The sequence below is a fragment of the Pectobacterium cacticida genome, assembly GCF_036885195.1.
GTDB lineage: Bacteria > Pseudomonadota > Gammaproteobacteria > Enterobacterales > Enterobacteriaceae > Pectobacterium > Pectobacterium cacticida.
Genome location: NZ_CP133656.1, coordinates 2635806 through 2660083 on the forward strand (window position 1 = coordinate 2635806; position 24278 = coordinate 2660083).

General features: G+C 48.9%; 21 protein-coding genes. 10 read left to right on the plus strand and 11 right to left on the minus strand.

Annotated elements, in window-relative coordinates; translation table 11 throughout:
- Positions 1–62: 62 nt before the first annotated feature.
- From modC to RFN81_RS12180, 4 genes are all read right to left on the minus strand, one after another.
- Positions 63–1121: a molybdenum ABC transporter ATP-binding protein ModC gene (modC, locus tag RFN81_RS12165; RefSeq protein WP_264498954.1), complete on the minus strand. Its 1059-nt coding sequence runs from the start codon at positions 1119–1121 to the stop codon at positions 63–65.
- Positions 1121–1810: a molybdate ABC transporter permease subunit gene (modB, locus tag RFN81_RS12170; RefSeq protein ID WP_264498955.1), complete on the minus strand. Its 690-nt coding sequence runs from the start codon at positions 1808–1810 to the stop codon at positions 1121–1123. Before modB ends, modC begins: the two co-directional genes overlap by 1 nt.
- Positions 1810–2580 carry a molybdate ABC transporter substrate-binding protein gene (gene modA / locus RFN81_RS12175; RefSeq protein ID WP_264496096.1) on the minus strand — a complete coding sequence of 257 codons (771 nt, stop codon included), beginning with the start codon at positions 2578–2580 and terminating at the stop codon, positions 1810–1812. Before modA ends, modB begins: the two co-directional genes overlap by 1 nt.
- 160 nt (positions 2581–2740) lie before the next feature.
- Positions 2741–2890 carry an AcrZ family multidrug efflux pump-associated protein gene (locus tag RFN81_RS12180; protein ID WP_264496097.1) on the minus strand — a complete coding sequence of 50 codons (150 nt, stop codon included), beginning with the start codon at positions 2888–2890 and terminating at the stop codon, positions 2741–2743.
- A 198-nt stretch (positions 2891–3088) separates the two neighbouring features.
- On the opposite strand from RFN81_RS12180, the gene modE reads away from it, so the two are divergent.
- The 10 genes from modE to gpmA all read left to right on the plus strand — a co-directional run bounded on the left by modE (position 3089) and on the right by gpmA (position 15594).
- Positions 3089–3880: a molybdenum-dependent transcriptional regulator gene (gene modE / locus RFN81_RS12185; protein WP_264498956.1), complete on the plus strand. Its 792-nt coding sequence runs from the start codon at positions 3089–3091 to the stop codon at positions 3878–3880.
- Positions 3881–3921: 41 nt separating this feature from the next.
- Positions 3922–5400 carry a molybdate ABC transporter ATP-binding protein ModF gene (gene modF, locus RFN81_RS12190; protein ID WP_264496098.1) on the plus strand — a complete coding sequence of 493 codons (1479 nt, stop codon included), beginning with the start codon at positions 3922–3924 and terminating at the stop codon, positions 5398–5400.
- A gap of 196 nt (positions 5401–5596) precedes the next feature.
- Positions 5597–6610: a UDP-glucose 4-epimerase GalE gene (galE, locus tag RFN81_RS12195; RefSeq protein ID WP_264496099.1), complete on the plus strand. Its 1014-nt coding sequence runs from the start codon at positions 5597–5599 to the stop codon at positions 6608–6610.
- Between the two features lie 126 nt (positions 6611–6736).
- Entirely contained in the window at positions 6737–7780 is a 1044-nt protein-coding gene (gene galM / locus RFN81_RS12200; protein WP_264496100.1) for a galactose-1-epimerase, read from the plus strand.
- A 152-nt stretch (positions 7781–7932) separates the two neighbouring features.
- Entirely contained in the window at positions 7933–8385 is a 453-nt protein-coding gene (locus RFN81_RS12205; RefSeq protein ID WP_264496101.1) for a hypothetical protein, read from the plus strand.
- 75 nt (positions 8386–8460) lie between these two features.
- Entirely contained in the window at positions 8461–8814 is a 354-nt protein-coding gene (locus RFN81_RS12210; protein WP_264496102.1) for a copper-binding protein, read from the plus strand.
- Between the two features lie 12 nt (positions 8815–8826).
- The gene (locus tag RFN81_RS12215) at positions 8827–10086 is read left to right on the plus strand and encodes a TolC family protein (RefSeq protein WP_264496103.1); all 1260 of its coding nucleotides are present in this window, start codon (positions 8827–8829) and stop codon (positions 10084–10086) included.
- On the plus strand, positions 10083–11570 hold the full coding sequence (locus RFN81_RS12220) for an efflux RND transporter periplasmic adaptor subunit (protein ID WP_264496104.1): 1488 nt from the start codon (positions 10083–10085) through the stop codon (positions 11568–11570). The genes RFN81_RS12215 and RFN81_RS12220 overlap by 4 nt, the downstream gene beginning before the upstream one ends.
- The gene (locus tag RFN81_RS12225; RefSeq protein WP_264496105.1) at positions 11567–14704 is read left to right on the plus strand and encodes an efflux RND transporter permease subunit; all 3138 of its coding nucleotides are present in this window, start codon (positions 11567–11569) and stop codon (positions 14702–14704) included. Before RFN81_RS12220 ends, RFN81_RS12225 begins: the two co-directional genes overlap by 4 nt.
- A 137-nt stretch (positions 14705–14841) precedes the next feature.
- Positions 14842–15594 (plus strand): 2,3-diphosphoglycerate-dependent phosphoglycerate mutase, encoded by a 753-nt coding sequence (gene gpmA, locus RFN81_RS12230; RefSeq protein WP_264496106.1) that lies wholly within the window; start codon positions 14842–14844, stop codon positions 15592–15594.
- Between the two features lie 88 nt (positions 15595–15682).
- Here gpmA and aroG read toward each other — a convergent pair whose 3' ends face one another.
- The 7 genes from aroG to RFN81_RS12265 form a co-directional block, all read right to left on the minus strand.
- On the minus strand, positions 15683–16738 hold the full coding sequence (gene aroG, locus RFN81_RS12235; protein WP_264496107.1) for a 3-deoxy-7-phosphoheptulonate synthase AroG: 1056 nt from the start codon (positions 16736–16738) through the stop codon (positions 15683–15685).
- Between the two features lie 321 nt (positions 16739–17059).
- The gene (gene pnuC / locus RFN81_RS12240) at positions 17060–17779 is read right to left on the minus strand and encodes a nicotinamide riboside transporter PnuC (RefSeq protein ID WP_264496108.1); all 720 of its coding nucleotides are present in this window, start codon (positions 17777–17779) and stop codon (positions 17060–17062) included.
- Positions 17780–17832: 53 nt separating this feature from the next.
- Positions 17833–18894: a quinolinate synthase NadA gene (nadA, locus tag RFN81_RS12245; protein WP_264496109.1), complete on the minus strand. Its 1062-nt coding sequence runs from the start codon at positions 18892–18894 to the stop codon at positions 17833–17835.
- 311 nt (positions 18895–19205) lie between these two features.
- Positions 19206–19922, minus strand: a complete 717-nt coding sequence (locus RFN81_RS12250; protein ID WP_264496110.1) for a DUF554 domain-containing protein — start codon at positions 19920–19922, stop codon at positions 19206–19208.
- A 494-nt stretch (positions 19923–20416) separates the two neighbouring features.
- Positions 20417–21436, minus strand: coding sequence for a LacI family DNA-binding transcriptional regulator (locus tag RFN81_RS12255; protein ID WP_264496111.1), 1020 nt, complete (start codon positions 21434–21436; stop codon positions 20417–20419).
- Positions 21437–21973: 537 nt separating this feature from the next.
- Entirely contained in the window at positions 21974–22960 is a 987-nt protein-coding gene (locus tag RFN81_RS12260; RefSeq protein ID WP_264496112.1) for a D-isomer specific 2-hydroxyacid dehydrogenase family protein, read from the minus strand.
- 25 nt (positions 22961–22985) lie between these two features.
- Positions 22986–24266, minus strand: a complete 1281-nt coding sequence (locus RFN81_RS12265) for a 2-hydroxycarboxylate transporter family protein (protein WP_264496113.1) — start codon at positions 24264–24266, stop codon at positions 22986–22988.
- Positions 24267–24278 lie beyond the last annotated feature (12 nt).

Sequence of the window (24278 nt, forward strand, 5' to 3'; positions counted from 1 at the left end):
GACCATCGCTAAACGTGCCGATTTATCCCCTGTGATAATATGCACCGCTTTAAGCCGCGTAGTTACGCCGTAATGGAGACGCTTTTAACCTGCGCGTAGACAACCTGCCCTGCGTGAAGCGCGAGATCGTCTCGCGCCCACGGTGTGATACGCGACCACAGCGTTTGTTGGCCTACCGCTAATTTAACTTCAACCTGTTCACCAACATCGAGGCACTCCACTACGCTGGCGCACAGCACGTTACGGATGCTGCTCCGTTTCGGCGGCGCAAGTGCCAATGAGACATCCGCCGCATTTACCCGAATGCGTAATAGCGTATCTTGCGGCAGCGCAACCTTCCCAACCCATATTTGTTGGTCACCTAGTGCTAGCGCCGTCATCGCATAGCGTTCATGCTGACCTAATACGCGCACGTTCAGAATACTGCTCTGTTCCTCTTTCGGCAGCCAGGGACGAAGCGCGCTACTGGCCCACACATCCGCCAACTCCCCCTGCGCGATTACCTTGCCTTTATCAAGCACCACCACGCAATCGGCGAGCCGGACAATCTCTTCCAGACTATGGCTAACATACAAAATCGGGATATTGACTTCTTTCGCCAACCGCTCCAGATAAGGTAACAATTCACGCTTTCTTGGTAGATCCAGCGACGCTAGCGGTTCATCCATCAGCAACAACTCCGGCGCCGTCAGCAATGCTCGGCCAATAGCGATACGCTGTTTTTCTCCACCGGATAATGTGCGCGGATAACGATTCAATAATGGTTCGATACCCAGTAAATCAATAATCTCGCCAAACTGCGACGCCATCGTTTCCGCCATACCGTAACGTAAATTACCGCTCACTCGGTAGTGGGGAAACAGGCGCGCATCCTGAAACACATAGCCAATTCTGCGCTTTTCAGGCGGTAGAAAAATACGCTGCTGCGTATCCACCAAGACATGATTATTAAGCACAATTCGCCCGCCATCCGGACGAGTCAGACCAACCACCGCATTGATTAGCGATGTTTTCCCTGCTCCGGATACGCCGAAAATAGCAGTAATGCCGTTTGCGGGCAGTTCAGACTGAACGCTGAGGTTAAGACTGCCCAGTTGCTGATGAAAATCGAGTTGCAGCATTATCCCCCCAACCGCTTGCGGCTCCAGTTTGTTAACCATTCCGATGCCAACAGCGCCCCAAGCGACAAGACAATCGCGATGATGCAGAGTCTGGCGGCATCAGCCTCCGCGCCGGGTGTTTCAATCAACGTATACATCGCCAGCGGGATAGTGCGGGTTTCACCGGGAATATTGGAAACAAACGTAATCGTCGCGCCAAACTCCCCCAGCGATCGGGCAAAGGCCAGTACCGTTCCCACCACAATGCCGGGAAAAGAGAGTGGTAATGTGATAGTGAAAAACACGCGCCAAGGCGAGGCCCCCAGTGTTCTGGCGGCCTGTTCCAGATTCCTATCGACGGCATCGAGAGACAACCGAATGGCCCTGACCATCAATGGAAACGCGACTATCGCCGACGCCAATGCTGCACCGCGCCAACTAAAACTGAAGCTGAAGCCGAACCAATCATAGAGCCAGGACCCGATGACGCCACGCCTCCCCATCGCAATCAAGAGCAGATAGCCGATAACCACGGGTGGTAGCACCAGGGGGAGATGAATAACACTATCCAACAGGGATTTACCAGGGAACCGGCAGCGTACCAACACCCACGCCACCACTATCCCAAACGGTAAACTGCATGCCACAGCCATGACGGAAACCCGGAGGCTCAGCTCAATCGCCTGCCATTCGTACTCACTCAGCATAATTAGCGAGGCGCGAAGCCGTAACGTTTAAATACGGCGGCTGCTTCCGGCGTTTTAAGGTAATTATAAAAATCATTAACTGCAGCATTATTACGTGATTTCACAATCGCCATCGGATATTCCACCGGCTTGTGGCTCGTTGCCGGGAACGTGCCTATGACCTTAACTTTATCACTAGCCACCGCGTCAGACCCATAAACAATCCCCAACGGCGCCTCTTCACGTTCTACCAGCGCCATGGCCGCGCGTACGTTGTTAGCGCGCGCCATCAGCGGAGAAAGTTCGTCCCAAACTTTCAGATGCTGTAAAGCTTCCTTAGCGTAGATGCCGGCAGGTACATGATCCGGGTCACCTACAGCCAAACGCCCGCCCTTCAATAGATTTTTCCAATCGGTTTTGTCATCAATGTTGACATTTTTCTGGGCGCTCGTCTTCGGCGCGATCACCACCAGTTCATTGCCCAACAGGGTGTAGCGCGTCGTGGTATCCATCAGATGCTTATCCTGCGCATAGTCCATCCACTGCTGATCGGCGGAAATGAACAAATCGGCAGGCGCGCCTTGTTCAATCTGGCGCGCCAGCGTGGAAGATGATGCGTAAGAGGCCACGACGGCAACGTTTTTCTCCTTTTGATATTGTGTGGCAATATCTTGCAACGCATTCGTCAGCGAGGCGGCGGCAAAGACCGTGACCTTGTCTTTTGCCACTGCAGGCAATGCAATTGCGGCACTGAATGCCAGCGCGGCTACCCATTTTAACCAGTGTTGCTTCATTTTTATCCCCTCGTGCCTTTCGTTGTGTAAATAATAATATAACGAATTATCAGACAGTGTCATGCGCTTTAAAGGGGTAGATGCCGAGGGGGTAGAAAAACGATGTCCGGTAAAAACCGGACATTAGGTAGAACGAGCAGAAAAGGATTTTATATCGATACTAATTTTTTGCGCGTTGGTCATCAGCGTGGCCGATGCGAGACAATACGTTAAACAGTTCACCCAGGCAGTAAATCGCCCCCATAATGACCACCATCATTACAGGAACCATGGCAACTGCGAATAGCAGGCTTTTTAACAACTCCAACATGCTAACCTCACTTAAATTGCAACGGCCACCATTATTATAGCCCGTTCAATGCGCTATTTTATGGTAAACCAGAATCGTTGTAACCGTCGTTCAGTTTACCGCAGCAAGAGGAAATAGTACGCCTATTTGTGCGATTTGCCCCTGATGAAAAAAATGGCGACAATAAAGCAAATTAAAATCACCAACGGCGCCCTCACCATGCAGGCTGAAATTCTTCTTACGCTAAAACTCCAACAACGTTTATTCGCCGACTCACGTCGCATTGAATTACTTAAACAAATTCGTCATACCGGCTCAATCAGCCAAGGGGCAAAACTGGCGGGAATCAGCTATAAGAGCGCATGGGATGCCATCAACGAGATGAATCAACTCGCCGAGAAAACCATTGTTGAACGCATGACCGGGGGCAAAGGCGGTGGCGGCGCAGTGCTAACACGCTATGGCGAACGCCTTCTCCAACTCTACGATTTGCTCGCGCAAATTCAGCAAAAAGCGTTTGATGTCTTACAGGAAGAGGGGTTGCCGTTGGATAGCCTGCTGGCAGCTATCGCGCGTTTCTCATTGCAAACCAGTGCGCGCAACCAGTTTTTTGGAACCGTGCTCGCACGTGGTGAAGAACACGTACAACAACACCTGGATATTTTACTCGCCAATGGTAAAACAACGATCCGCACGCTACTCACACAACAAAGTGCCGAACGTCTGCAATTGCAAAAAGGTAAAGATGTGCTGGCACTGATAAAAGCGCCGTGGATCGAAGTTTACGCTGCGACGTCGGCAGCACCCGCCGCCGATAATGTCTTGGCAGGGCAAATTCAGAGCATTCAGCACGGGGTGGAAAACAGCGAATTACTCATCACGCTGGCGGGAGAAGAAACCTTATGCGCCATCGTGCCTAATACCTGCCTTGAGCAGCAAAAATTGCAACCGGGGACGGAGGTAAAGGCATGTTTCAATGCCGATCGCGTCATCATTGCCACGCTCTGTTAACATCGCTTTAGTGTTACCGTCGGACTGACGAAGGATTAAAAATGTCATTGTTAAAAATCACACAAGGGGTGTGTCGTCTCAGCGATACCCGCACGCTGCGCCTGGACGAACTGATACTTAATAAAAACCAGTGTTGGGCTTTTGTCGGCGCAAATGGAAGTGGTAAATCGGCACTAGCGCGTGCTTTATCCGGTGAGCTGCCGCTCATGTACGGTGAACGAATTTGTACGTTTCAGCGGCCCGTTCGACTGTCGTTTGAACAATTGCAAAAATTGGTTTCTGAGGAGTGGCAGCGCAACAATACCGATCTGCTGAGCGAGGGCGAAGATGACGCCGGTCGCACAACCGCAGAGGTGATTCAGGATAACCATAAGGATCCCGTGCGTTGCCACCAGTTAGCAAGCCAATTTGGTATTACCCATCTGCTGGACCGTCGTTTTAAATACCTTTCTACGGGTGAATCGCGCAAGACGATGCTGTGTCAGGCGTTAATGCCAGAACCCGATCTGCTGATTCTCGATGAGCCGTTTGACGGGCTGGATGTCGCTTCCCGCCAGCAACTAGCCAGTGAGCTACGAAAACTGGCCAACGCAGGCTATACGCTGGTGCTTATTCTTAATCGCTTTGATGATATCCCAGATTTTATTAACTATGTCGGTGTGCTGGCCGACTGTACGTTAACCCGTGTGGGTGAACGTGACGCCATCCTTTCTGAAGCACTGGTGGCCCAACTCGCGTTTAGTGAAAAGCTCGCGGGGAGCTCGCTGCCTGAAGCAGAAGATCCCCTGAAATACGCAACGCTACCTGCCGACGAGGCCCGCATTTTACTGCGCGACGGCGTAGTGCAGTACAACGATCGCCCCATTCTGCACAATCTAACCTGGGAGGTGCTACCCGGTCAGCATTGGCAGATTGTCGGGCCCAATGGCGCGGGGAAATCGACGCTGTTGAGCCTAATCACTGGCGACCATCCACAAGGTTACAGTAACGATCTTACGTTATTTGGTCGTAAGCGCGGCAGTGGCGAAACGATCTGGGATATCAAACGCCACATCGGCTATGTCAGCAGTAGCCTCCATCTGGATTATCGCGTGAGCACCAGCGTGCGCAATGTTATTCTCTCCGGTTTCTTTGATTCTATCGGTATTTATCAGGCCGTCTCCGACCGTCAACGTCACCTGACCGAACAGTGGCTTACCCTGCTTGGGCTGAGTGGCGCGATTGCCGATTCGCCCTTTCAGTCACTCTCCTGGGGCCAGCAGCGTTTGGCATTAATAGCTCGTGCGTTAGTCAAGCACCCCACGCTACTTATTCTCGATGAACCTTTGCAAGGGCTTGATCCGCTTAATCGGCAGTTGGTGCGGCGCTGGCTGGATATCCTGATTGGCGAAGGCGAGACGCAACTACTTTTTGTGTCTCACCATGCCGAAGATGCCCCTGAATGCATCACGCACCGACTCACTTTCATTCCTCATAACGGTATCTATCGCTATCAGATTGATGAGTTATGTAAATCATGACCCAGAACAAAGTGATAACGTTACCACTTAATAATATAGTGAGGATAAAGCTAGGCTGATTTAGACTATATTCACTATTTCAGTGTGTTTTATTCCTCAAAAAACCATCGCTGACAGAGGCAAATTTTCGCTACAGATCACCTTTTTCAGCCTTTAGCCATGTTATTTTGCAGTATTGCGATCAATAGGGGTCATTATGAACGTTCTTGTTACGGGTGGTAGCGGTTACATAGGCAGTCATACTTGCGTGCAACTGCTGGAGGCGGGGCATACTCCCATCATTCTTGATAACTTGTGCAACAGCAAAGCCAGCGTTGTTAAAACCATTGCGCGTTTAACCCACAAAACGCCCATTTTTTATCAGGGAGATATTCGCGACAATGCACTGCTTGACGAAATCTTCGCTAAACATGTTATTGATTCCGTTATCCATTTTGCTGGCTTAAAGGCGGTAGGGGAATCAGTACGCGAACCGATCAGTTATTATGATAATAATGTCCACGGTACATTGGTACTGGTTGAAGCGATGAAAAAAGCAGGCGTAAAGAACCTGATCTTTAGTTCTTCCGCCACTGTTTACGGCGATCAACCGCGCATCCCCTATCAGGAAAGTTTTCCAACCGGAAACCCTTCCAGCCCTTATGGCCGCAGTAAATTGATGGTTGAGCAAATCCTGCAAGACTTACAACACGCAGAACCTGAGTGGAGTGTAACGCTGCTGCGTTATTTTAATCCGGTTGGTGCGCATCCATCGGGGGAAATGGGCGAAGATCCGCAGGGTATCCCCAATAACCTGATGCCATATATTGCTCAAGTTGCCGTAGGCCGTCGCGAATCTCTGGCCATTTTTGGTAACGATTATCCTACCGTTGATGGCACGGGAGTGAGGGATTACATTCACGTTGTCGATTTGGCAGACGGCCATATTGCCGCAATGAATACCCTGCAAAATCGCCCCGGTGTTCATATTTATAATCTGGGCGCAGGTATCGGTTACAGCGTACTGCAAGTCGTAGAAGCCTTTAGCCAGGCCTGTGGCAAACCATTGCCATACCATTTCGCGCCACGTCGTCAGGGCGATTTGCCCGCTTACTGGGCAGATGCCGAACGTGCGGCCAAAGACCTTAACTGGAAAGTCACTCGTTCATTGCAAGAAATGGCCCAAGATACCTGGCGCTGGCAGTCCAGCCATCCCAACGGCTACGAATAAATATGGGGTTTTCACATCAAGTGATGTATCGGAGAATGGCGGCGAAGCTGCTTTCGGCGCCCTTCTCCGATCTTATACACCTCAGGCAATCACTTCTATCTTGTCGAGCCTTTACAGGAGCAAGTCATGTTGAATGGAAGTCGTGATACGCTGGCACCCGATGGTCAGCCATTTCAATTAACGACCTTGCAGAATCAGGCAGGCATGCGCGTGTGCCTGATGGATTGGGGTGCCACTTGGCTTTCCTGCGAAATCCCGTTGGCGGAGGGTGGGGCGCGTGAAGTGCTATTGGGTTGCGCGCCTGATCAGTATCCGCGCCAAAGCGCATATCTCGGCGCATCGATTGGCCGCTATGCTAACCGCATTGCCAATGCCACTTTGCATCGGGAAGGTGAAACCTTTCATTTGGTGCCAAATCAGGATGAACACCAGTTACACGGCGGGCCTGAAGGCTTCCACACCCGTCGCTGGCGAATGACAAGTCAGGATGCCTCGCAGGTGACTTACCAACTGCATTCACCGGATGGCGATCAAGGTTACCCAGGGCGTCTCAGCGTGCAGGTCACCTACACGCTGACAGAACACAATGCGTTAGCGATCTTATATCAGGCTACCGTGGAGAAAGCCTGTCCCGTGTGTCTGACTAATCATGCGTACTTCAATCTCGATGGCGTTCAGACTGACGTTCGCAAACACCAGTTGCAGCTCTTTGCCGACTATTATCTACCTGTCAATAGCGCCGGCATTCCCAACGCTGATTTAACGCCGGTAAACGCGACCGGTATGGATTTCCGTCAGCCGAAAACACTGGCGGAGGATTTCCTGCGCGACGGCGATCAGTTGGCCGTCGGCGGCTACGATCACGCCTACTTATTGCACAGTCACTGCAGTGCCAGCGATAGCCCGGCGGCCAATCTGTGGTCGTCTGATGGCCGCGTGCTGATGCGTGTTTTCACCAGCGCTCCCGCCCTGCAACTCTATAGTGGTAACTTTCTGGCCGGCACCCCTTCACGCGATGGTGGTCAGTATGAAAACTATGCGGGTGTCGCACTGGAAAGCGAATTCCTGCCGGACAGCCCAAATCACCCAGACTGGCCACAGCCCGACTGCTGGCTAAAACCGGGGAAGGTTTATCGCTCGGAAACCACGTACCAGTTTCTCATCAAATAACCCTACCCTTAAATAAAGTTAACTAACTGATAACATTGGCAGAGTTCTATCTGCCAAGTTACAAGACCGTTTAACAAAACATTGTCATTCCATACTTGCCCACCGCCTATTCGAGCGCTTACACTCTGGTAATGTCCAAGTAAGGGAATGCCATGTCCTCATTGCCACGCTCTCCATTACTCATTCACCATCTGCGCTATAAAGGCCGATGGGGATGGTTATTGGGGCTTTGTTGGCTTTTCCTGAATGCACAACTGGCTATCGCAGGTCATCATTGTGAGATGTCCTTCAGTCAGGCATCTCCGGCTATCCAGCATCAGGCACATCTGCAACAGGCCGACGTTCAGCCATTATCCTCTCACACGCATCCTACGGCGAAAATGTCATACGCCGCCGACCAGCAAACGTCTTTATGTGAAAAGCACTGCGTGCCGGATAGTGTGAAACAGGATAGTGGTTCGCTAGCGTTATTGGCGTTGCCAGTTAGCGGCGAACTGGTGTTAGCGAATGGTCCAGCCATGCTGAATCAGGCAGATAATGTCTGGTTATCGCCCCCCGCGGTTGGCCCTCCGGCCGAGATCCGCTTCTGCCGCTTCCGAGAATAGCCCTCACGATTGATAACACTCGCCTCAGCGAGCGCAACATGATGTTTATCAATTACTTTCATTAGGGTTATTCTTATGCGTATCACTTACTCGGCTATTATCAGCAGCCTGTTTTTCTTCGTCTCTTCCTTCATACTTCCCGTATGGGCAAACGACCACCAGCATCACGCGATGGCGCATACCCAATCTCTGGCCACCACAGCGGCCATTTATCAGAGCAACGGCATGATAAAGAAATGGGATACCAACAGCGTCACGATCGCCCATGCGCCCATTGCCGCGCTAAAATGGCCCGCCATGACGATGGTTTTTACCCTGCCGTCCCGTGACGAAATAACGCCTCTCCCCGTCAATACGTCTGTCTCATTCAGCTTTATCCAGCACGCTGACGGCTATACCCTGACGACGATTACACCACAGCAGCCTTAACCGGAGCACATTATGACATTATCCAAATGCGTCGCCTTGCGCGCGTGTCTGGCGATGTTGCTGTGGTGGCCTGCCGCCATTTTTGCGGCAGATCTAAGTCTGGAACAGGCCTTACAGGCGGCGGAACGTTACTCCGCCGATCTGTCAGCCAATCAGCACCAGATTAACGCGCTACAGAACATGGCCGACGCTGCCACGCAACTCCCCGATCCCAAACTAAAATTTGGCGTCGAAAACCTGCCATTAGGCGGCAACAATGGTAGACGCCTTTCGCGGGAAGGCATGACCATGCAGCGTATTGGCATCATGCAAACCTATGTCAGCAGCCGTAAACGGGATAGCAAAGCGCAGGCTATCCGCGTCGCAGCCAATGTGCGACAAAGTAATAGCGACACTATTCGTGCCCGTCTGCAACGTGAAACCGCTCAGGCATGGCTGGATCTAGCGCTCTTACGCCAAACACTTAATGAGGTAACGGCGCTGGTTGCAGAAAGCCAGCGGCAGATCGCTGTGCAAAAAGCGAGGGTGGCGGCAGGTAGTGAGGCGAGTAACGTACTGGACGCCCGGCTGACCTTGGCAACCATGCAGGACAAACAGACCGATGTCGAACGGGATGCGCACATCGCACATGCCAGACTGGTCCAGCTTACCGGCATGGCTGATATCAAAATCAGCGGCAAGCTTCCCAGCATTGAACGGCTTCCCGCGTCACCGGATGAACTAAGCCATGCCATTCATCGGCATCCCGAAATGCAACAGGCGCAGCGTGAAGCCGAATTAGCACAGGCGCGTTCCGCACAGTCGGCCGCTGCCGCGATTCCCAATGTTGATGTTGAAGTCTATTACGCGAAACGCGGAGATGATTACGACGATATGGCGGGTATGATGGTGACGGTCGATCTGCCGCTGTTCAAATCCCGGCGTCAGGATAAAGACTACGCCGCAGACGTATCGCGCAATATGGAAGCCCGCGACAAAGTATTACTCATCGAACGAGAGCATCGGGCGCAGCTCGATGCGCTGATCGCGCAATATCAAGCCGCTCGGTCACGCTGGCAACGCCTAAACCACGAGATCCTTCCCCTTCAACAGCAGCGTATCAAACTGATTCAAGCGCAATATCAATCCGGCAGCAGCACGCTTTCCGCCGTACTGAATGCGCGTCGGGCACTGCTCGAAAGCCGGATTGCGGTTCAGGATACCACGCGAGAGATGGCCCAGTATTGGGCCGCCATCCACTATCTGACGCCACAAGGAAGCCCTGCGCGATGAACAACATCATTACAAAAAAATCACTGATATTTAGCCTGATGATACTGGTTATTCTCAGTGCGGCAATGCTGGGCTACCGGGTTGGCAAACGGCAAATGTCGCTCTCCGCCCCGACCACCGCACCGGAACGTACCGTCCTCTATTGGTACGACCCGATGGTGCCGGATAAACGTTTCGACAAGCCGGGAAAATCGCCTTTTATGGATATGCAACTGGTGCCCCGCTATGCCGATGAAGCACAGGATGACGGCGGTATCACCGTCAGCGCCCGTCAGCAGCAGAATCTTGGCGTTCGCACCGCGCGTGCGGAAATGCGCGTACTTGCAGATAGCCGCACAGGCTACGGCACCGTCACGATCAATGAACGCGAGTTATACACTTTGGTGGCGCCGAGCGGCGGCATCGTCGAGAAGCTCAGAGTCAATGCACAGCAACAGCAGGTCAAGAAAGGCGAGACGCTCGCTACGTTGTGGAACCCGACCTGGGCGGCGGCGCAGCGTGAATATTTGGCGGTACGACAACTAGGCGATGACGCACTGACCCAGTCGGCACGTCAGAGGCTGACGTTGCTCTTCATGCCGGAAGCGATTATTCGTCAGATAGAACGTAGTGGCAAAGCGCAGGATAGGATTACGATTACCGCGCCGAAAGATGGCTACGTTAATACGTTGGCGGTGCGGCAGGGGATGCAGCTAAGCCCGGCCCAACCGTTGTTCGAACTTGCCAGCCTGGATCCCATTTGGGTAGAGGTTGATTACCCTGAGGCGCAGGCGGCGCAACTATCGGTCGGTAGCAAAATCAGCGCCATCAGCAGCGCCTGGCCGGGTAAAACCTTCCACGGCACAGTCAGTGAACTGTTGCCCACGTTAAATAGCGCGACACGCACATTAAAAGCGCGTGTGATATTGGACAACCCGCAACAGCAACTCAAACCTGGCATGTATCTGACCGTACAGTTTTCTCATGCCCAGACTGAGCCACGGCTCGCGATCCCGCTGGAAGCATTGTTAATCAGCGGTAGCCAGAATCGAGTATTACTCAGCGACGGCGATGGGTATTTCACGCCACGTAACGTCACCGTTGGCGCATCGTTGGGGAATTGGGTGGAAATCATTGATGGGCTGAAAGAAGGCGATCATGTGGTGACTTCTGGTCAATTCCTGATTGATTCCGAAGCCAGCCTACGCAGCGCGCTTCCCTCCATGTTAGCTGACGCATCGGCGGCCAACATCGTTAGCTATCAAACACAGGGCGAGATCATAGCGATAGATGGAAATCAGGTCACTATTGCGCATGAGGCCGTTCCGGCACTCAATTGGTCGCCGATGACGATGGATTTCACACTGCCGTCTGGAGGGCTGCCACAAGGTGTAGGAATCGGCAGCACAGTCAGTTTCCAGTTCAACATAGACGACAGCGGAATACATGTTCTGCGTTTTTTGCCTGCGGATAATCCGCATGCCGAACACGGAGGCCACTTATGATCGCCTATGTGATTCGCTGGTCGCTCAAAAACCGCCTATTGGTTTTATTGGCTGCACTGCTAATGGCAGCATGGGGTTTACTTTCCTTGCAAAAGACGCCGCTGGATGCGCTACCTGATTTATCTGATGTTCAGGTCATCATCCGCGTCAGCTATCCAGGAAAAGCGCCACAGGTGGTGGAAAATCAGGTGACCTATCCACTGACGACCACCATGCTTTCCGTTCCGGGTGCCAAAACGGTCCGCGGCTTTTCCATGTTCGGTGATGCCTACATCTATGTGCTATTTGCAGATGGCACCGATCCGTACTGGGCGCGTTCTCGCGTACTGGAGTCGCTCAGTCAAGTGCAATCCAGCCTGCCCAACGAGGCGAAAACCGCGCTCGGCCCGGATGCCACTGGCGTAGGCTGGATCTACGAATATGCTCTGGTTGATCGTAGCGGTAGACACAGTCTGGCCGATCTGCGCGGCTTGCAGGACTGGCTGCTGAAATATGAGCTGAAAACCATTCCCGATGTAGCGGAAGTCGCCAGCGTAGGCGGCATGGTCAAACAATATCAAATCGTCGTCGATCCAGAACGAATGCGGGCCCAGAACATCACCCATCAGCAAATTGTCAGCGCCGTTCAGGCGGCGAATCAGGAAGATGGCGGCTCCGTGCTAGAGTTGGGAGAAGCCGAATACATGGTACGCACCGCTGGTTACCTGAAAACGGCGCATGACTTTAATCACGTTATCATCACCATCCGTGACGGTATTCCCGTGCTGTTACAGGATATCGCCACACTCAGAGAAGGCCCGGAGATGCGACGCGGCATCGCCGAACTGAATGGCGAAGGCGAAGTAGCGGGTGGCATCATTATTATGCGCTATGGTAAAAACGCGCTGAATACGCTGCATGCCGTCAAAGCACGACTACAGGAAATACAACGGAGCCTGCCCGCAGGCGTAGAGATCGTTCCAACCTACGATCGCGCACAGCTGATTGAACACGCTATCGACACCCTTAGCGTCAAACTACTGGAGGAGTTTGTTGTCGTCGCCATCATCTGCGCGCTATTCCTATTTCACTTTCGCTCTGCGCTGGTGGCGATTATCAGCCTGCCTCTGGGGATCTTGGGCGCGTTTATCATCATGCGCTATCAAGGGGTGAACGCTAACATTATGTCGTTGGGCGGTATTGCTATCGCCATCGGCGCAATGGTGGATGCCGCCATCGTGATGATAGAGAACATGCACAAAGTTATTGAACAATGGCGACATGAAAATCCAGGAAAACAGCCGCAAAAAAATGAATGGTGGCAGTTAGCAGAACGGGCGGCGGTAGAAGTGGGACCTGCGCTGTTTTGCAGCCTGCTGATCATTACGCTGTCATTTGTGCCGGTGTTCTCACTGGAGGCGCAGGAAGGCCGCCTGTTCTCACCACTGGCCTTTACCAAAACGTACGCCATGGCCGTCGCCGCAGGATTAGGTATTACGCTGGTGCCCGTGCTAATGGGATATTTCGTGCGCGGACGAATACCGGACGAGCAGGAAAACCCCATTAACCGTTGGCTTATCGCACTTTATCATCCCGTGCTGCAAAAAGTGCTGAACTATCCCAAGACCACGCTGTTGGTTTCCGTCTTGCTATTGCTGCTGACGCTATTTCCACTCAGCCGTTTGGGAAGCGAGTTTATGCCGCCGCTGGATGAAGGCGATCTGCTGTATATGCCCTCTACCCTGCCTGGCATTTCCGTACGCGAAGCAGGCCGACTGCTGCAACAAACGGACCGATTGATTAAAACCGTGCCCGAAGTCGCATCGGTTTTTGGCAAAGCTGGCCGTGCCGATACGGCAACTGACCCTGCCCCGCTGACCATGTTTGAAAGCACCATTAGGCTGAAGCCGCGCGATCGGTGGCGTGATGGCATGACTATGGACAAACTGGTGGCTGAATTGGATCGTACCGTTGACCTGCCTGGCATCGCCAACGTATGGGTTCCCCCGATTCGCAATCGCCTGGATATGCTGGCGACCGGTATTAAAAGCCCGGTGGGGATTAAAGTTAACGGCGACAACCTGGAAGATATTCAACAGACGGCCGCTCAAATTGAGCAGGTGATAAAACAGGTTCCGGGCGTGACCTCAGTACTGGCGGAGCGACTAGCTGGCGGGCGCTATATTGATATCGCTATTGACCGCCAGCGCGCCGCACGTTATGGCGTATCCGTCGAGGAACTTCAATCGCTGGTCGCGACACTTATTGGCGGGCAAAATACCGGTGAAACCATTGAAGGTCGTCAGCGTTATCCCATCAATATTCGTTACCCGCGTGAATTACGCGATTCGCTACAAAAATTGCGCGATCTTCCTATTGTGACCACTAATGGCAGCAGAGTCGTGCTGGCTGAGCTAGCCGATATTCGCGTTAGCGAAGGCCCCCCAATGTTGAAAAGCGAAAATAGCCGCTTGTCGGACTGGATTTATGTCGATCTACGCGGCCGCGATCTTAAATCCGCCGTCAAAGACATGCAGCAGACGGTCGCGCAGCGGGTTGTGTTGCCGGAAGGTGTTTCGTTAAGTTGGTCCGGTCAGTTTGAATATCTGGAACGCGCTACAGAGAAAATGAAAGTTGTCGTACCCTTTACGCTGCTCATTATTTTTGTGCTGCTCTATGTCACCTTTAATCGTATCAAAGATGCTTTGCTGATAATGGCAACGTTACCTTTTGCGCTGATTGGCGGCGTCTGGTTGCTTTATCTCCTCGGCTATAATCTTTCTGTAGCCGGTGCCGTGGGCTTTATTGCGCTGGCAGGGGTATCAGCGGAATTTGGCATCATCATGTTACTGTACCTCAATCATGCGGTAGAAAAACATCGCATGTTGGGGCAGGCGCTAACACGCCAACAGCTAATGGATGCGATCCACGAAGGCGCGGTGCTGCGGGTCCGCCCGAAAATGATGACCGTGGCAACGATTATCGCGGGGCTACTACCCATCATGTGGGGCGATGGGAGCGGTGCCGAAATCATGCGGCGGATTGCCGCGCCGATGTTAGGCGGGATGGTCAGTGCTCCTATCCTATCGATGCTAGTCATCCCAGCGGTTTATCTCATATTGCACCAAAGGGATGACGACTTGCTGAAACGGTAAAGCCAATGCGTGATTTTACGCAAATAACCTGCGGATAAATCACGCGGGCTCTCGACTATCGATTGCCCATCACCGTTCTCCGCCCCTATAATGAACCCAGTTTTCACAGAAATCTTAGGATAGGAAGGAGTTTAGCTATGGCTGTAACTAAGCTGGTACTGGTAAGACACGGTGAGAGCCAGTGGAACAATGAAAATCGCTTCACGGGTTGGTACGATGTTGATCTGTCCGAAAAAGGCCGTTCAGAAGCCAAAGCCGCGGGTAAGCTGCTGAAAGAAGAAGGATTTTCATTCGATTTCGCTTATACCTCTGTGCTGAAACGCGCCATTCATACACTGTGGAGCATACTGGACGAGCTGGATCAAGCCTGGTTGCCAGTTGAAAAGTGCTGGAAACTGAACGAGCGCCATTACGGTGCGTTGCAAGGCTTGAATAAAGCCGAAACGGCTGAGAAATACGGTGACGAACAGGTAAAACAGTGGCGCCGCGGCTTCGCGGTTACGCCGCCGGAGTTGACGCGCGATGATGAACGTTTCCCTGGTCACGATCCGCGTTACGCTTCACTGAGTGAAAAAGAGTTACCGCTAACAGAAAGCCTGGCGCTGACTATTGAACGTGTTGTGCCTTACTGGAACGAAACCATCCTGCCGCGTATCAAGCGTGGTGAACGCGTTATCATTGCCGCTCACGGCAATTCGCTGCGCGCGCTGGTTAAATACCTGGATAATATGGGCGAAGATGAAATTCTGGAACTCAATATCCCGACAGGCGTACCACTGGTTTACGAGTTCGACGAAAACTTCAAACCTATCAAGCATTACTATCTGGGCAACGCCGATGAAATCGCTGCAAAGGCGGCGGCAGTAGCGAATCAGGGTAAAGCAAAGTAGTTCTGAATAAGAAAAGCGTTGTGATATTTCTATGGCGAGCGTTCTGCTCGCCATTTAATGGTTCCCGACTGATTATAACTACCTATAACTACTTACTGCGGCGCTCGCGCACCGCTGCCGCCAACTGACGCAACAGAGATTCGGTATCTTCCCAGCCAATGCATGCATCCGTCACGCTGCGGCCATAGACCAGAGGTTCACCGCTTTCCAGGCTTTGGTTGCCTTCAACCAGATGGCTTTCCACCATCACACCGATAATCGATTTTTCACCCCGCGCAATCTGCCCGCTGACATCGGTGCAAACATCCATCTGCTTTTTGAACTGCTTACTGCTGTTCGCATGACTGAAATCAATCATCACCTGCGGGGGAAGACCGGCCTTTTCCAGCCCCAGTTTCACGTCTTTAACATGCTCTGCGCTATAATTTGGCGTTTTACCGCCACGCAAAATGATGTGACAATCGTGATTACCGCTGGTGTTTACGATAGCCGAATGGCCCCATTTAGTGACAGACAAGAAACAATGCGGTGCGCCAGCGGCCTTGATGGCGTCAATCGCGACCTTAATTGTACCATCTGTACCGTTTTTAAAACCGACCGGACATGACAAGCCTGACGCCAATTCACGGTGTACCTGAGATTCGGTGGTACGCGCGCCGATAGCACCCCAGCTCATCAAATCAGCCAAATATTGCGGCGTGATCATATCCAGGAACTCCCCGGCGGCGGGTAAACCCATATCATTAATGTCTAACAGCAGGCTGCGCGCAATACGTAGACCGTCGTTAATTTGGAAACTATTATCCATGTGAGGATCGTTGATGAGGCCCTTCCAGCCAATGGTCGTGCGGGGTTTTTCAAAATAAACCCGCATGATCACTTCCAGATCGTCACTCAATGCATTACGCAGCGCAAGTAAACGCGCGGCATACTCTTTCGCCGCTTTTGGATCGTGAATCGAACAAGGGCCAATCACGACTAGCAGCCGGTCATCATTACCGCTAAGAATATTATGAACGGCAGCGCGTGCTAACGATACCGTTTCTGCGGCTTTCTCCGTAGCTGGAAACTTCTCTAGCAAAGCAACCGGCGGCAAAAGTTCGTTAATTTCTTTAATTCTTAAATCATCATTTTGGTAATTCATAAATAATCCATCGATTCCGAAGCGGTATGTCACCCTATCCAATACACATAGCTCCGCGGTGCGGGTAGCCGAAGACACGGGGTATTTCATAATGAAGATGGACTATTATATGTCAAGCGAATGGAATCGTAGCGCTGAAATCGACGGAATTTGCGCGATCAAATGCCCCTGATGCTTTTATTTCATCGATTATTACCAACAATTGAACCACGTAGTACAGATGTCACGCCAACGCGGTGATGATGATCTCTGCGTGTTTTAACCTCTGAGTGAACACAATGCAGAATTGCTCATCACCACCAGTAGGCATAAGGATCGCCCCTAACTTGCAGCCACCCTGTCGGTTTTTTCACGTGCGCTCTTAATCCATAGCCAAGAGCCGTTCAACGCGATCAACGTCAGAATTGCGTACTCAACTGCCATCGCATACACCCCCTGATAAGCGAAGATCACGACGCTGATCACATCGATCACCACCCACAGCAACCAATTTTCGACATATTTACGTGTCATCAGAATCATTGCCACAATTGACAATACCATCATGGCAGAATCCCAGAATGGGAACGCATCAGGCTGGAGACGGGGCATCTCCACCGCTAACCCCGTCGCCTGCATACCCAAAACGGCGATACGTGTCAGAAATGCAAATACCGTATCAATGTAGAATGTCATCAGACCAATCGCCACAATACACGCAAGCGACCACCCAATCAGCTTTGGCATCGGTAGCCAGCGAATACGTAGCTCAGCTTCCTGCGAATCCGTCTTACGCGACCAAGCGAACCAACCATAGATATTGGCGGCAAAAAAGAAAATTTGCAGCAATAGGCTGGCATAAAGCTGAATCTGGAAAAAAATCACGGCAAACAGCGTGACATTAATCAGCCCAAACAAATAGTTGATGGTTTTTTCCTGGCTCGCTAACCAGATACACAGCAAACCAAATAATGTCCCTATCGCTTCTATCCAGGAAAGATCATATCCACCGTCACCCAGGGGAATGTGCACTAATATATTACTGGTACTTAAAAAATCCATCTCACCACCCAGTTTCCACTACGGGACGCAGTTGATATTAAAATGTCCTGAATTCAGGCATTCCCTTTTAGCTGTAATTTTAATGACGTCGCAAAATTCAGCATGCGATTGAGTGGAATTAATGCCCCTTCCCGCAAAGCGGCATCAACGTGAATCTCATGCATTTCACCGCCTTGATCCAGCCCATTAGCAATGGCTTCCAGGCCATTCATTGCCATCCATGGGCAGTGGGCGCAACTACGGCAGGTAGCGCCTTCACCCGCAGTAGGTGCTTCCAGCAATATTTTCTCAGGGCAAGCCTGCTGCATCTTGTAAAAAATACCGCGATCGGTCGCCACTATCAGTTCCCGCTGTGGCAGCGTCTTCGCCGCCTGAATCAATTGGCTGGTCGATCCCACCGCGTCAGCCAGTTCTACCACGCTCCGTGGCGATTCGGGATGAACCAATATTGCCGCATCGGGGTGTAACATCTTCATATGTCTAAGCGACTGCGTTTTAAATTCATCATGTACGATACATGCGCCTTGCCAGCACAAGACATCTGCCCCCGTCTGCTTTTGTACATAGCTTCCCAGATGGCGGTCCGGCGCCCAAATAATTTTTTCTCCTCGACTATCCAAATAGTCGATCAGCTCCACCGCGATGCTCGATGTAACAACCCAGTCCGCACGCGCTTTTACCGCCGCAGAGGTATTAGCATAGACCACTACTGTTCGATCTGGGTGTGTATCACAAAAGTGACTGAACGCATCGACGGGACAGCCGAGATCAAGTGAGCACTCAGCCTCCAAAGTAGGCATCAGAATCGTCTTTTCCGGATTGAGTATCTTAGCCGTCTCCCCCATAAAACGAACGCCGGCTACTAATAGTGTCGAAGCCGAACTGGTACTGCCAAATCGCGCCATTTCCAGTGAATCCGCCACACAGCCGCCAGTTTCTTCCGCCAGCGCCTGAATTTCAGGATCGGTATAATAGTGCGCGACTATCACGGCGTTTCTTTCCCGCAACAGCGTTTTTATTTTGCGACGATAGTGCTGCTTTTCATCAGCCGATAAGGACTTTGGCTTCGGTGGAAACGGGTAAATGGTCTCATTGCTATCAAAAAGGACGCTCATTATTGTTTTCCGCGATGACGGCTTAGGTTGCAATGCCGAATATTCATTCAGCCCCAATGTTTTTTATCCTAAACAAAATACCGAAAAAAATCGGCAGAGTCGCGACTTTTTTCGCTTAAGTTTACTATCTGCGAAACAACAATAGAAAACGCGAGAAGAAAGCCTTATTGAGTAGGCATAACAGGCAAGAGCAATAGCGCTGAGGAAAGGCCGATCACTAATGAAACAAGAATGACAACGTTATCAATCGATTAAAAGATAAAACCTGGCGACTGGCACTCAATTGTCAGCCGCACAGTTACCGCGACCATTTAGGCAAAAAGACGATGCCAGTACAGTGAAATGGGTATAACCAGTATCAGCGCGGGCAGGAAATTCACTACCGCAAACAATTTTATCTGTGCAATTCTTAGTCCAACAGCAATCATTATCACACCACCGCAAGCGGTGAAATCGCTCATCGTTATTGCCGTCATAAAGGGCATGATCAGCTTTGCTGAGAAGAATAACAGCGTCTGGACTATGATCTGCGGTATCGCAATTGACATCACAGCAAGACCAAGCGAGATAGAAAAAATGAGCGCAGTGAAAATATCCAAAACCGATTTGATAATCAGTAGCTGATAATCACCGGTTAACCCTTCCGTCAAGGCACCAACCACGCCTGTTCCACTAGCACAAAATAGAACGATTAACGCGGTAAAGTTCTGGTTATAGACATCCTGCGGCAGGTGGTGGGCCTGCGTCGGCAGCAAGCGGTTCAATCCTTTCTGAATCTTCATGCCGGCCCACTGCACGCCAGATTCCATACGCAGTAACTCACCTAACGCTACGCCAACCACGATAGCCAACGCCACCGCAGGCAACTGCTGGACTTTCACTACCAAAGTTACCCCCATGGCAATAGAAACCATGGCAAATGCAGGTGGAAGACCATCCTGTAAGCGTTGAGGGATAAAACGACGTAAAGCAATACCCAATCCACTACCGATTAAGATAGCAGCACCATTTATCAACGGACCAATCATATTTCTTCCTAAACCAGACGATACCATGAATATATCGGAATTCGAGAGAATAAGTGCTCGGCCATGCTGAACACAAGGTCAACTATAGCTATATTGCATTTTATTTATTGTCGTAATTAACGAGCAATACCTTCAATCGATAGATTTTTCTGGGACGCTACGCAATTTGAGGTTTCCATCGCTATCGGAATTGCTCATTTCCCTCGCAGTACTGTGATGAAGTTTATCGCCATGGGCATAGCACTTGGCTACTCGAGAGCTTTCGATGTTGCTCATGTAAACGAGTTTTCCCACTGAGTAGCCAATTCAGGAAGATCTTGAGTCAGTTATGATTTTATACTGAGCATAGTAAATGCCTAATGCTTTGAGCAGGATTCCGTATTTTTTGACAATCCGGGTCATTAGATATATATCACTAAACTGAACAGCCGTCTGCCATTTGTATTGGCACTTCAATATTAAATAGATTAATGTTAAATAAACTGTCCCGCCATTCACCCCTCGGAACAGGAACCTACGATATGGATTTCTGGTGAAACTTTCCTTCTAACTGGAGATAAAATATCTTTCGACTGAAATTTATTAATAAACACATTAACGATGGCTCTGGCAATTTTATCTGCAGGCACTTCAATAACTGTTATATCTCGAAGAAGATATTTAGTTAAAACTCCACCCACAGTGCCAATCGCAAGCATGAAAACCTCATCAGGAAGATCAATCCCTACCTTATTGAAATGATAAATCATCCCTGATGCGACAATATCAGATTCACAAAAAATTGTTTTAGGCCTATTAGACAACCTCAAATACTCTTTAGCAATATTTATGCCATCATCAAAGGAATTATGGGCACGAATAAAGTGATTGTTTTTTATAGTTATCCCTTCACTCTCACAGTATTCCATAAAAATTTTAGTTCGCTGATTTGAAGCAATAAAACTATTTTTTATACCAACGATTACTATGTCAGTTATATTTTTTTTCTTTAATACATCTATAGCACTTGAAGCTATTTCATGTGGGTCCACATATACCATAGAGTATTTTTTTGAATCACGGTTAATTAAAATTACGGGGGAGTTTATTTTCACCGACTCTAGACACTCAATATCTTTATGAGATGCACCTGCAACTATAATACCATTACAAGAATCTTTAATTATTTCCTGTATACTCTGCTCGATCTTATCATTATCATAAGTTTGAATAACCAATTCAAAATTAAACTCAGTCTTATGTAGTTGCAAATGAATCTCTGTAAGTAAGGAAGAAAGAATATTTGTACGGCTATCAAAAGGCCAAAATAGCACGAGTTTAGGCCGACTTCTTTCAGAGTATCTAATTTTCCGCGCATTCAAATTCGGAACATATCCAAGAGTGCGGATCGCGTTGATGACCTTTTCACACGTCTCTGGACTTATTTTCCTAGCCTCTTGTTTGCCATTAACAATAATAGAAACGGTTGAGAGTGATACATTCGCAAGTTTAGCAACATCTTTAAGAGTAGTCATAATCGTTTTAGTATCTGCACATTTTCCATTAAAATAGCAGAAAGAGAAGATATTTTCCTCTACTTTTCTATATAGACGCAACTAGGGGATAGCGAGCGAGGCGAGCGTAAGCTGAGCATCAGCTGTTATTCATGCTTATCTTATGTAAGATGGTTTCCAGCCCTGCAACCATGAACTGATTTAATACATTGATTGATAATGAGAACATAGAGAACCTCTGCTGTGCTGAGTTTGTCGCGAATTTGGGCTGGTACCAGAGGTTATAGCAATACCTCTAGATACCCCTTCCCGGCAGAACGGTAAGATAAGGTCGTCAAAAATAGCCCCATTGATTCTGAAATGTTAACCCTCTGTTTTTATATAGGCGATTATTATGGTAATAGTAAGTATAGGAATGCATTGATTTGAGTTTTTTATTATAAATGGGGATTAAAAAAACCTCTCAACTTTAATAGCAGCAAAAGAATTATTGCTGCTATATGTCATCAATACTGCGCTATTAAGAAAAATATTCCATAATGGACAGTTTTTTACATTTTAAGTTAACTCCCAAGGACTCTTGCCAGACGTAACAAAAGAGATGAGTGATTTTAATGAAATTTCAACCATGTCTCTTACTGCTTGATCTGTGTAGAAGGATGCATGGGGTGAAATAATGGCATTAGGAAATGCTCTTAGTACAGATAGTTGACGATTGGTAAGGATGTTACAGCGATGGTCCTTATGAAAGATATCAAGCTCATTTTCAATCACATCCAACCCGACGGCTCCAACTTTCCCTGTTTCCATACTATCGATAAGTGCTTCAGTATCGATTAACTGACCACGTCCACAGTTAATTATAACGACACCATCTTTCATTTTATTTATTGTTTCTTTATTGATCAGATGATGGCTATTATTATCAAGCGGAAGATGTAAGGTAATCACATCACTTTTAGTCAGTAATTCATCAAGTGAAACGTACTCGGTGAACCCCTGTAGGGAGTCTTTTGGATACAAATCAAAAGCAACTAATTTGCATCCAAAACCAGAAAGATTTTTTGCAACAATTTCTCCTATCTTACCTGTGCCGATAATACCAACGGTTAAATTCTTCATTTCTCTTCCCTGAAGACCCGTTAACGTATAATCTTGCACATCATTTCTTGATATTATTTGTTTTATTTTTCTGACACTCATTAAAATTAGCATCACAGTATAATCAGCAACGCTATTGGGGGAGTAGCTTACATTAGAAATACGAATCCCATACTTACGAGCGGCATAAATATCAATATTATTATATCCCGCACTTCTGATTGATAAATATTTAATACCGTTTCTACTCAATGACAATAATGCGTTATCATTGACAACATTACTACCAGGAACAGAAACAGCTAAAGTACCTTTAGCAAGATGAGCATTATGTTCAGATAGTTTCTCAGGGATTTTAATGATATCAATTTTCATTTCCTCCTGAAACTTGTCTAATAGTATCTGTTCATCGTTCCGCGCATCAAAAAAAGCTATTTTGTTCATCTTAAGAATCCGCCCATAACATAAATCAAATAAAATAAGGGATAACCAGATTAATTAATATTACTACCAAAGCACCACCGATTCTATTAGAGATAATAGCAAATGGCATTAAGCTCATACGTTCAGCAGTTGAAAGCGTGGCCACGGCCCCGCTTCCTCCGACTGTCCCCATTTGCACACCAACCGCAAGCATTGAGTCAATAGGATAAAAATTGAAAAATCGCGCACACAAAAGAGAGCCAATCATTGAACCTATTACACCCAAGAAGATGATTAAAAAGTTACTTAGGGTAAAGTAAGATGCCAACTGATAAAAATCAAGGGATGATATGCCTACTGCAGTAATCAAAACGGGCAAAAAATTACCCACCATAAAACTTTGCCAATATTCACTACACCGACAGATTTGATCATCCAACAGTCCTAAAGCCTTCACAAAGACAACCAATATTGCAGACCAAGCAATGAAGTTGAGTTGCGGGACTAAATATTGCAACATGTTACCGACTATTAAAAAAACAGTAGAAACCAGTAAACCCGTCCCTAATTTCGTTAAGTTAGTATCCATAGCATGGTTTTCTTTTTCCGATTTTTCGAAAGAAGTTCCATGGTTCTTTATTAGAACACCGTTTCCGGTTAATTCTGGTTTTGATTTCCCCAAACGATTAAGCAATCCTGAAAAAATAACGCATATCAGGTTTGATATATTCATGAAAACGATAAGTCGCCCTGCGAAGCTCCCGACAGATTCATTAAAGAATTCGCTGTATATGGTTGGTACAATTACCAGGGCCCCGGCAGAACCACCGGTATAATTTGGCAAACCGACCATAAAGAGCCCATCCAGTACTGTTTTACCTGTCGCCAGGCATCCCATAAACATAAATATTACTGCGAATAATAAAGAAACAAGAATGCAGGGAAGCAATCTCACAGTAACTGAAACCAGCATTTTTTGATTCATGCTAAGAATTGATCCAACAATAATAGCGGCAATGAATAAATTCACGGCCCCGGAGGACATAAGACTAGCAACATTTCCTTTTAAAAACTCTGGAATTAAACCAAAATAGACCAAAATCGAACCACCGAATAATGGTAGTAGTACAGCCCCCCCCATATAACTCCCAAAGATAGGAATTATTTTTCCTATATAAGCAAAAAAACCACCACAAACAAGTAGAAAGGCGATTGTACCTACAATATCTTTATTCAACGTTCCAGTATATGTCGCCAGTAAGACTACGACTGCAAAAATAATAAAATATTTGGCGGGCATTCCACCAATTTTAATATTGGTAAACATAGGTCGATCCTT

Bases quoted from the DNA above. Each gene is read 5' to 3' on its own strand.
- RFN81_RS12250 (WP_264496110.1), bottom strand. From the start codon at position 19,922: ATGATTGGTCCGTTGATAAATGGTGCTGCTATCTTAATCGGTAGTGGA.
- gpmA (WP_264496106.1), top strand. From the start codon at position 14,842: ATGGCTGTAACTAAGCTGGTACTGGTAAGACACGGTGAGAGCCAGTGG.
- modE (WP_264498956.1), top strand. From the start codon at position 3,089: ATGCAGGCTGAAATTCTTCTTACGCTAAAACTCCAACAACGTTTATTC.
- RFN81_RS12265 (WP_264496113.1), bottom strand. From the start codon at position 24,266: ATGTTTACCAATATTAAAATTGGTGGAATGCCCGCCAAATATTTTATT.
- RFN81_RS12255 (WP_264496111.1), bottom strand. From the start codon at position 21,436: ATGACTACTCTTAAAGATGTTGCTAAACTTGCGAATGTATCACTCTCA.
- modC (WP_264498954.1), bottom strand. From the start codon at position 1,121: ATGCTGCAACTCGATTTTCATCAGCAACTGGGCAGTCTTAACCTCAGC.
- modF (WP_264496098.1), top strand. From the start codon at position 3,922: ATGTCATTGTTAAAAATCACACAAGGGGTGTGTCGTCTCAGCGATACC.
- RFN81_RS12220 (WP_264496104.1), top strand. From the start codon at position 10,083: ATGAACAACATCATTACAAAAAAATCACTGATATTTAGCCTGATGATA.
- galE (WP_264496099.1), top strand. From the start codon at position 5,597: ATGAACGTTCTTGTTACGGGTGGTAGCGGTTACATAGGCAGTCATACT.
- RFN81_RS12260 (WP_264496112.1), bottom strand. From the start codon at position 22,960: ATGAACAAAATAGCTTTTTTTGATGCGCGGAACGATGAACAGATACTA.
- galM (WP_264496100.1), top strand. From the start codon at position 6,737: ATGTTGAATGGAAGTCGTGATACGCTGGCACCCGATGGTCAGCCATTT.
- nadA (WP_264496109.1), bottom strand. From the start codon at position 18,894: ATGAGCGTCCTTTTTGATAGCAATGAGACCATTTACCCGTTTCCACCG.
- RFN81_RS12210 (WP_264496102.1), top strand. From the start codon at position 8,461: ATGCGTATCACTTACTCGGCTATTATCAGCAGCCTGTTTTTCTTCGTC.
- modA (WP_264496096.1), bottom strand. From the start codon at position 2,580: ATGAAGCAACACTGGTTAAAATGGGTAGCCGCGCTGGCATTCAGTGCC.
- aroG (WP_264496107.1), bottom strand. From the start codon at position 16,738: ATGAATTACCAAAATGATGATTTAAGAATTAAAGAAATTAACGAACTT.
- pnuC (WP_264496108.1), bottom strand. From the start codon at position 17,779: ATGGATTTTTTAAGTACCAGTAATATATTAGTGCACATTCCCCTGGGT.
- RFN81_RS12215 (WP_264496103.1), top strand. From the start codon at position 8,827: ATGACATTATCCAAATGCGTCGCCTTGCGCGCGTGTCTGGCGATGTTG.
- RFN81_RS12205 (WP_264496101.1), top strand. From the start codon at position 7,933: ATGTCCTCATTGCCACGCTCTCCATTACTCATTCACCATCTGCGCTAT.
- RFN81_RS12225 (WP_264496105.1), top strand. From the start codon at position 11,567: ATGATCGCCTATGTGATTCGCTGGTCGCTCAAAAACCGCCTATTGGTT.
- RFN81_RS12180 (WP_264496097.1), bottom strand. From the start codon at position 2,890: ATGTTGGAGTTGTTAAAAAGCCTGCTATTCGCAGTTGCCATGGTTCCT.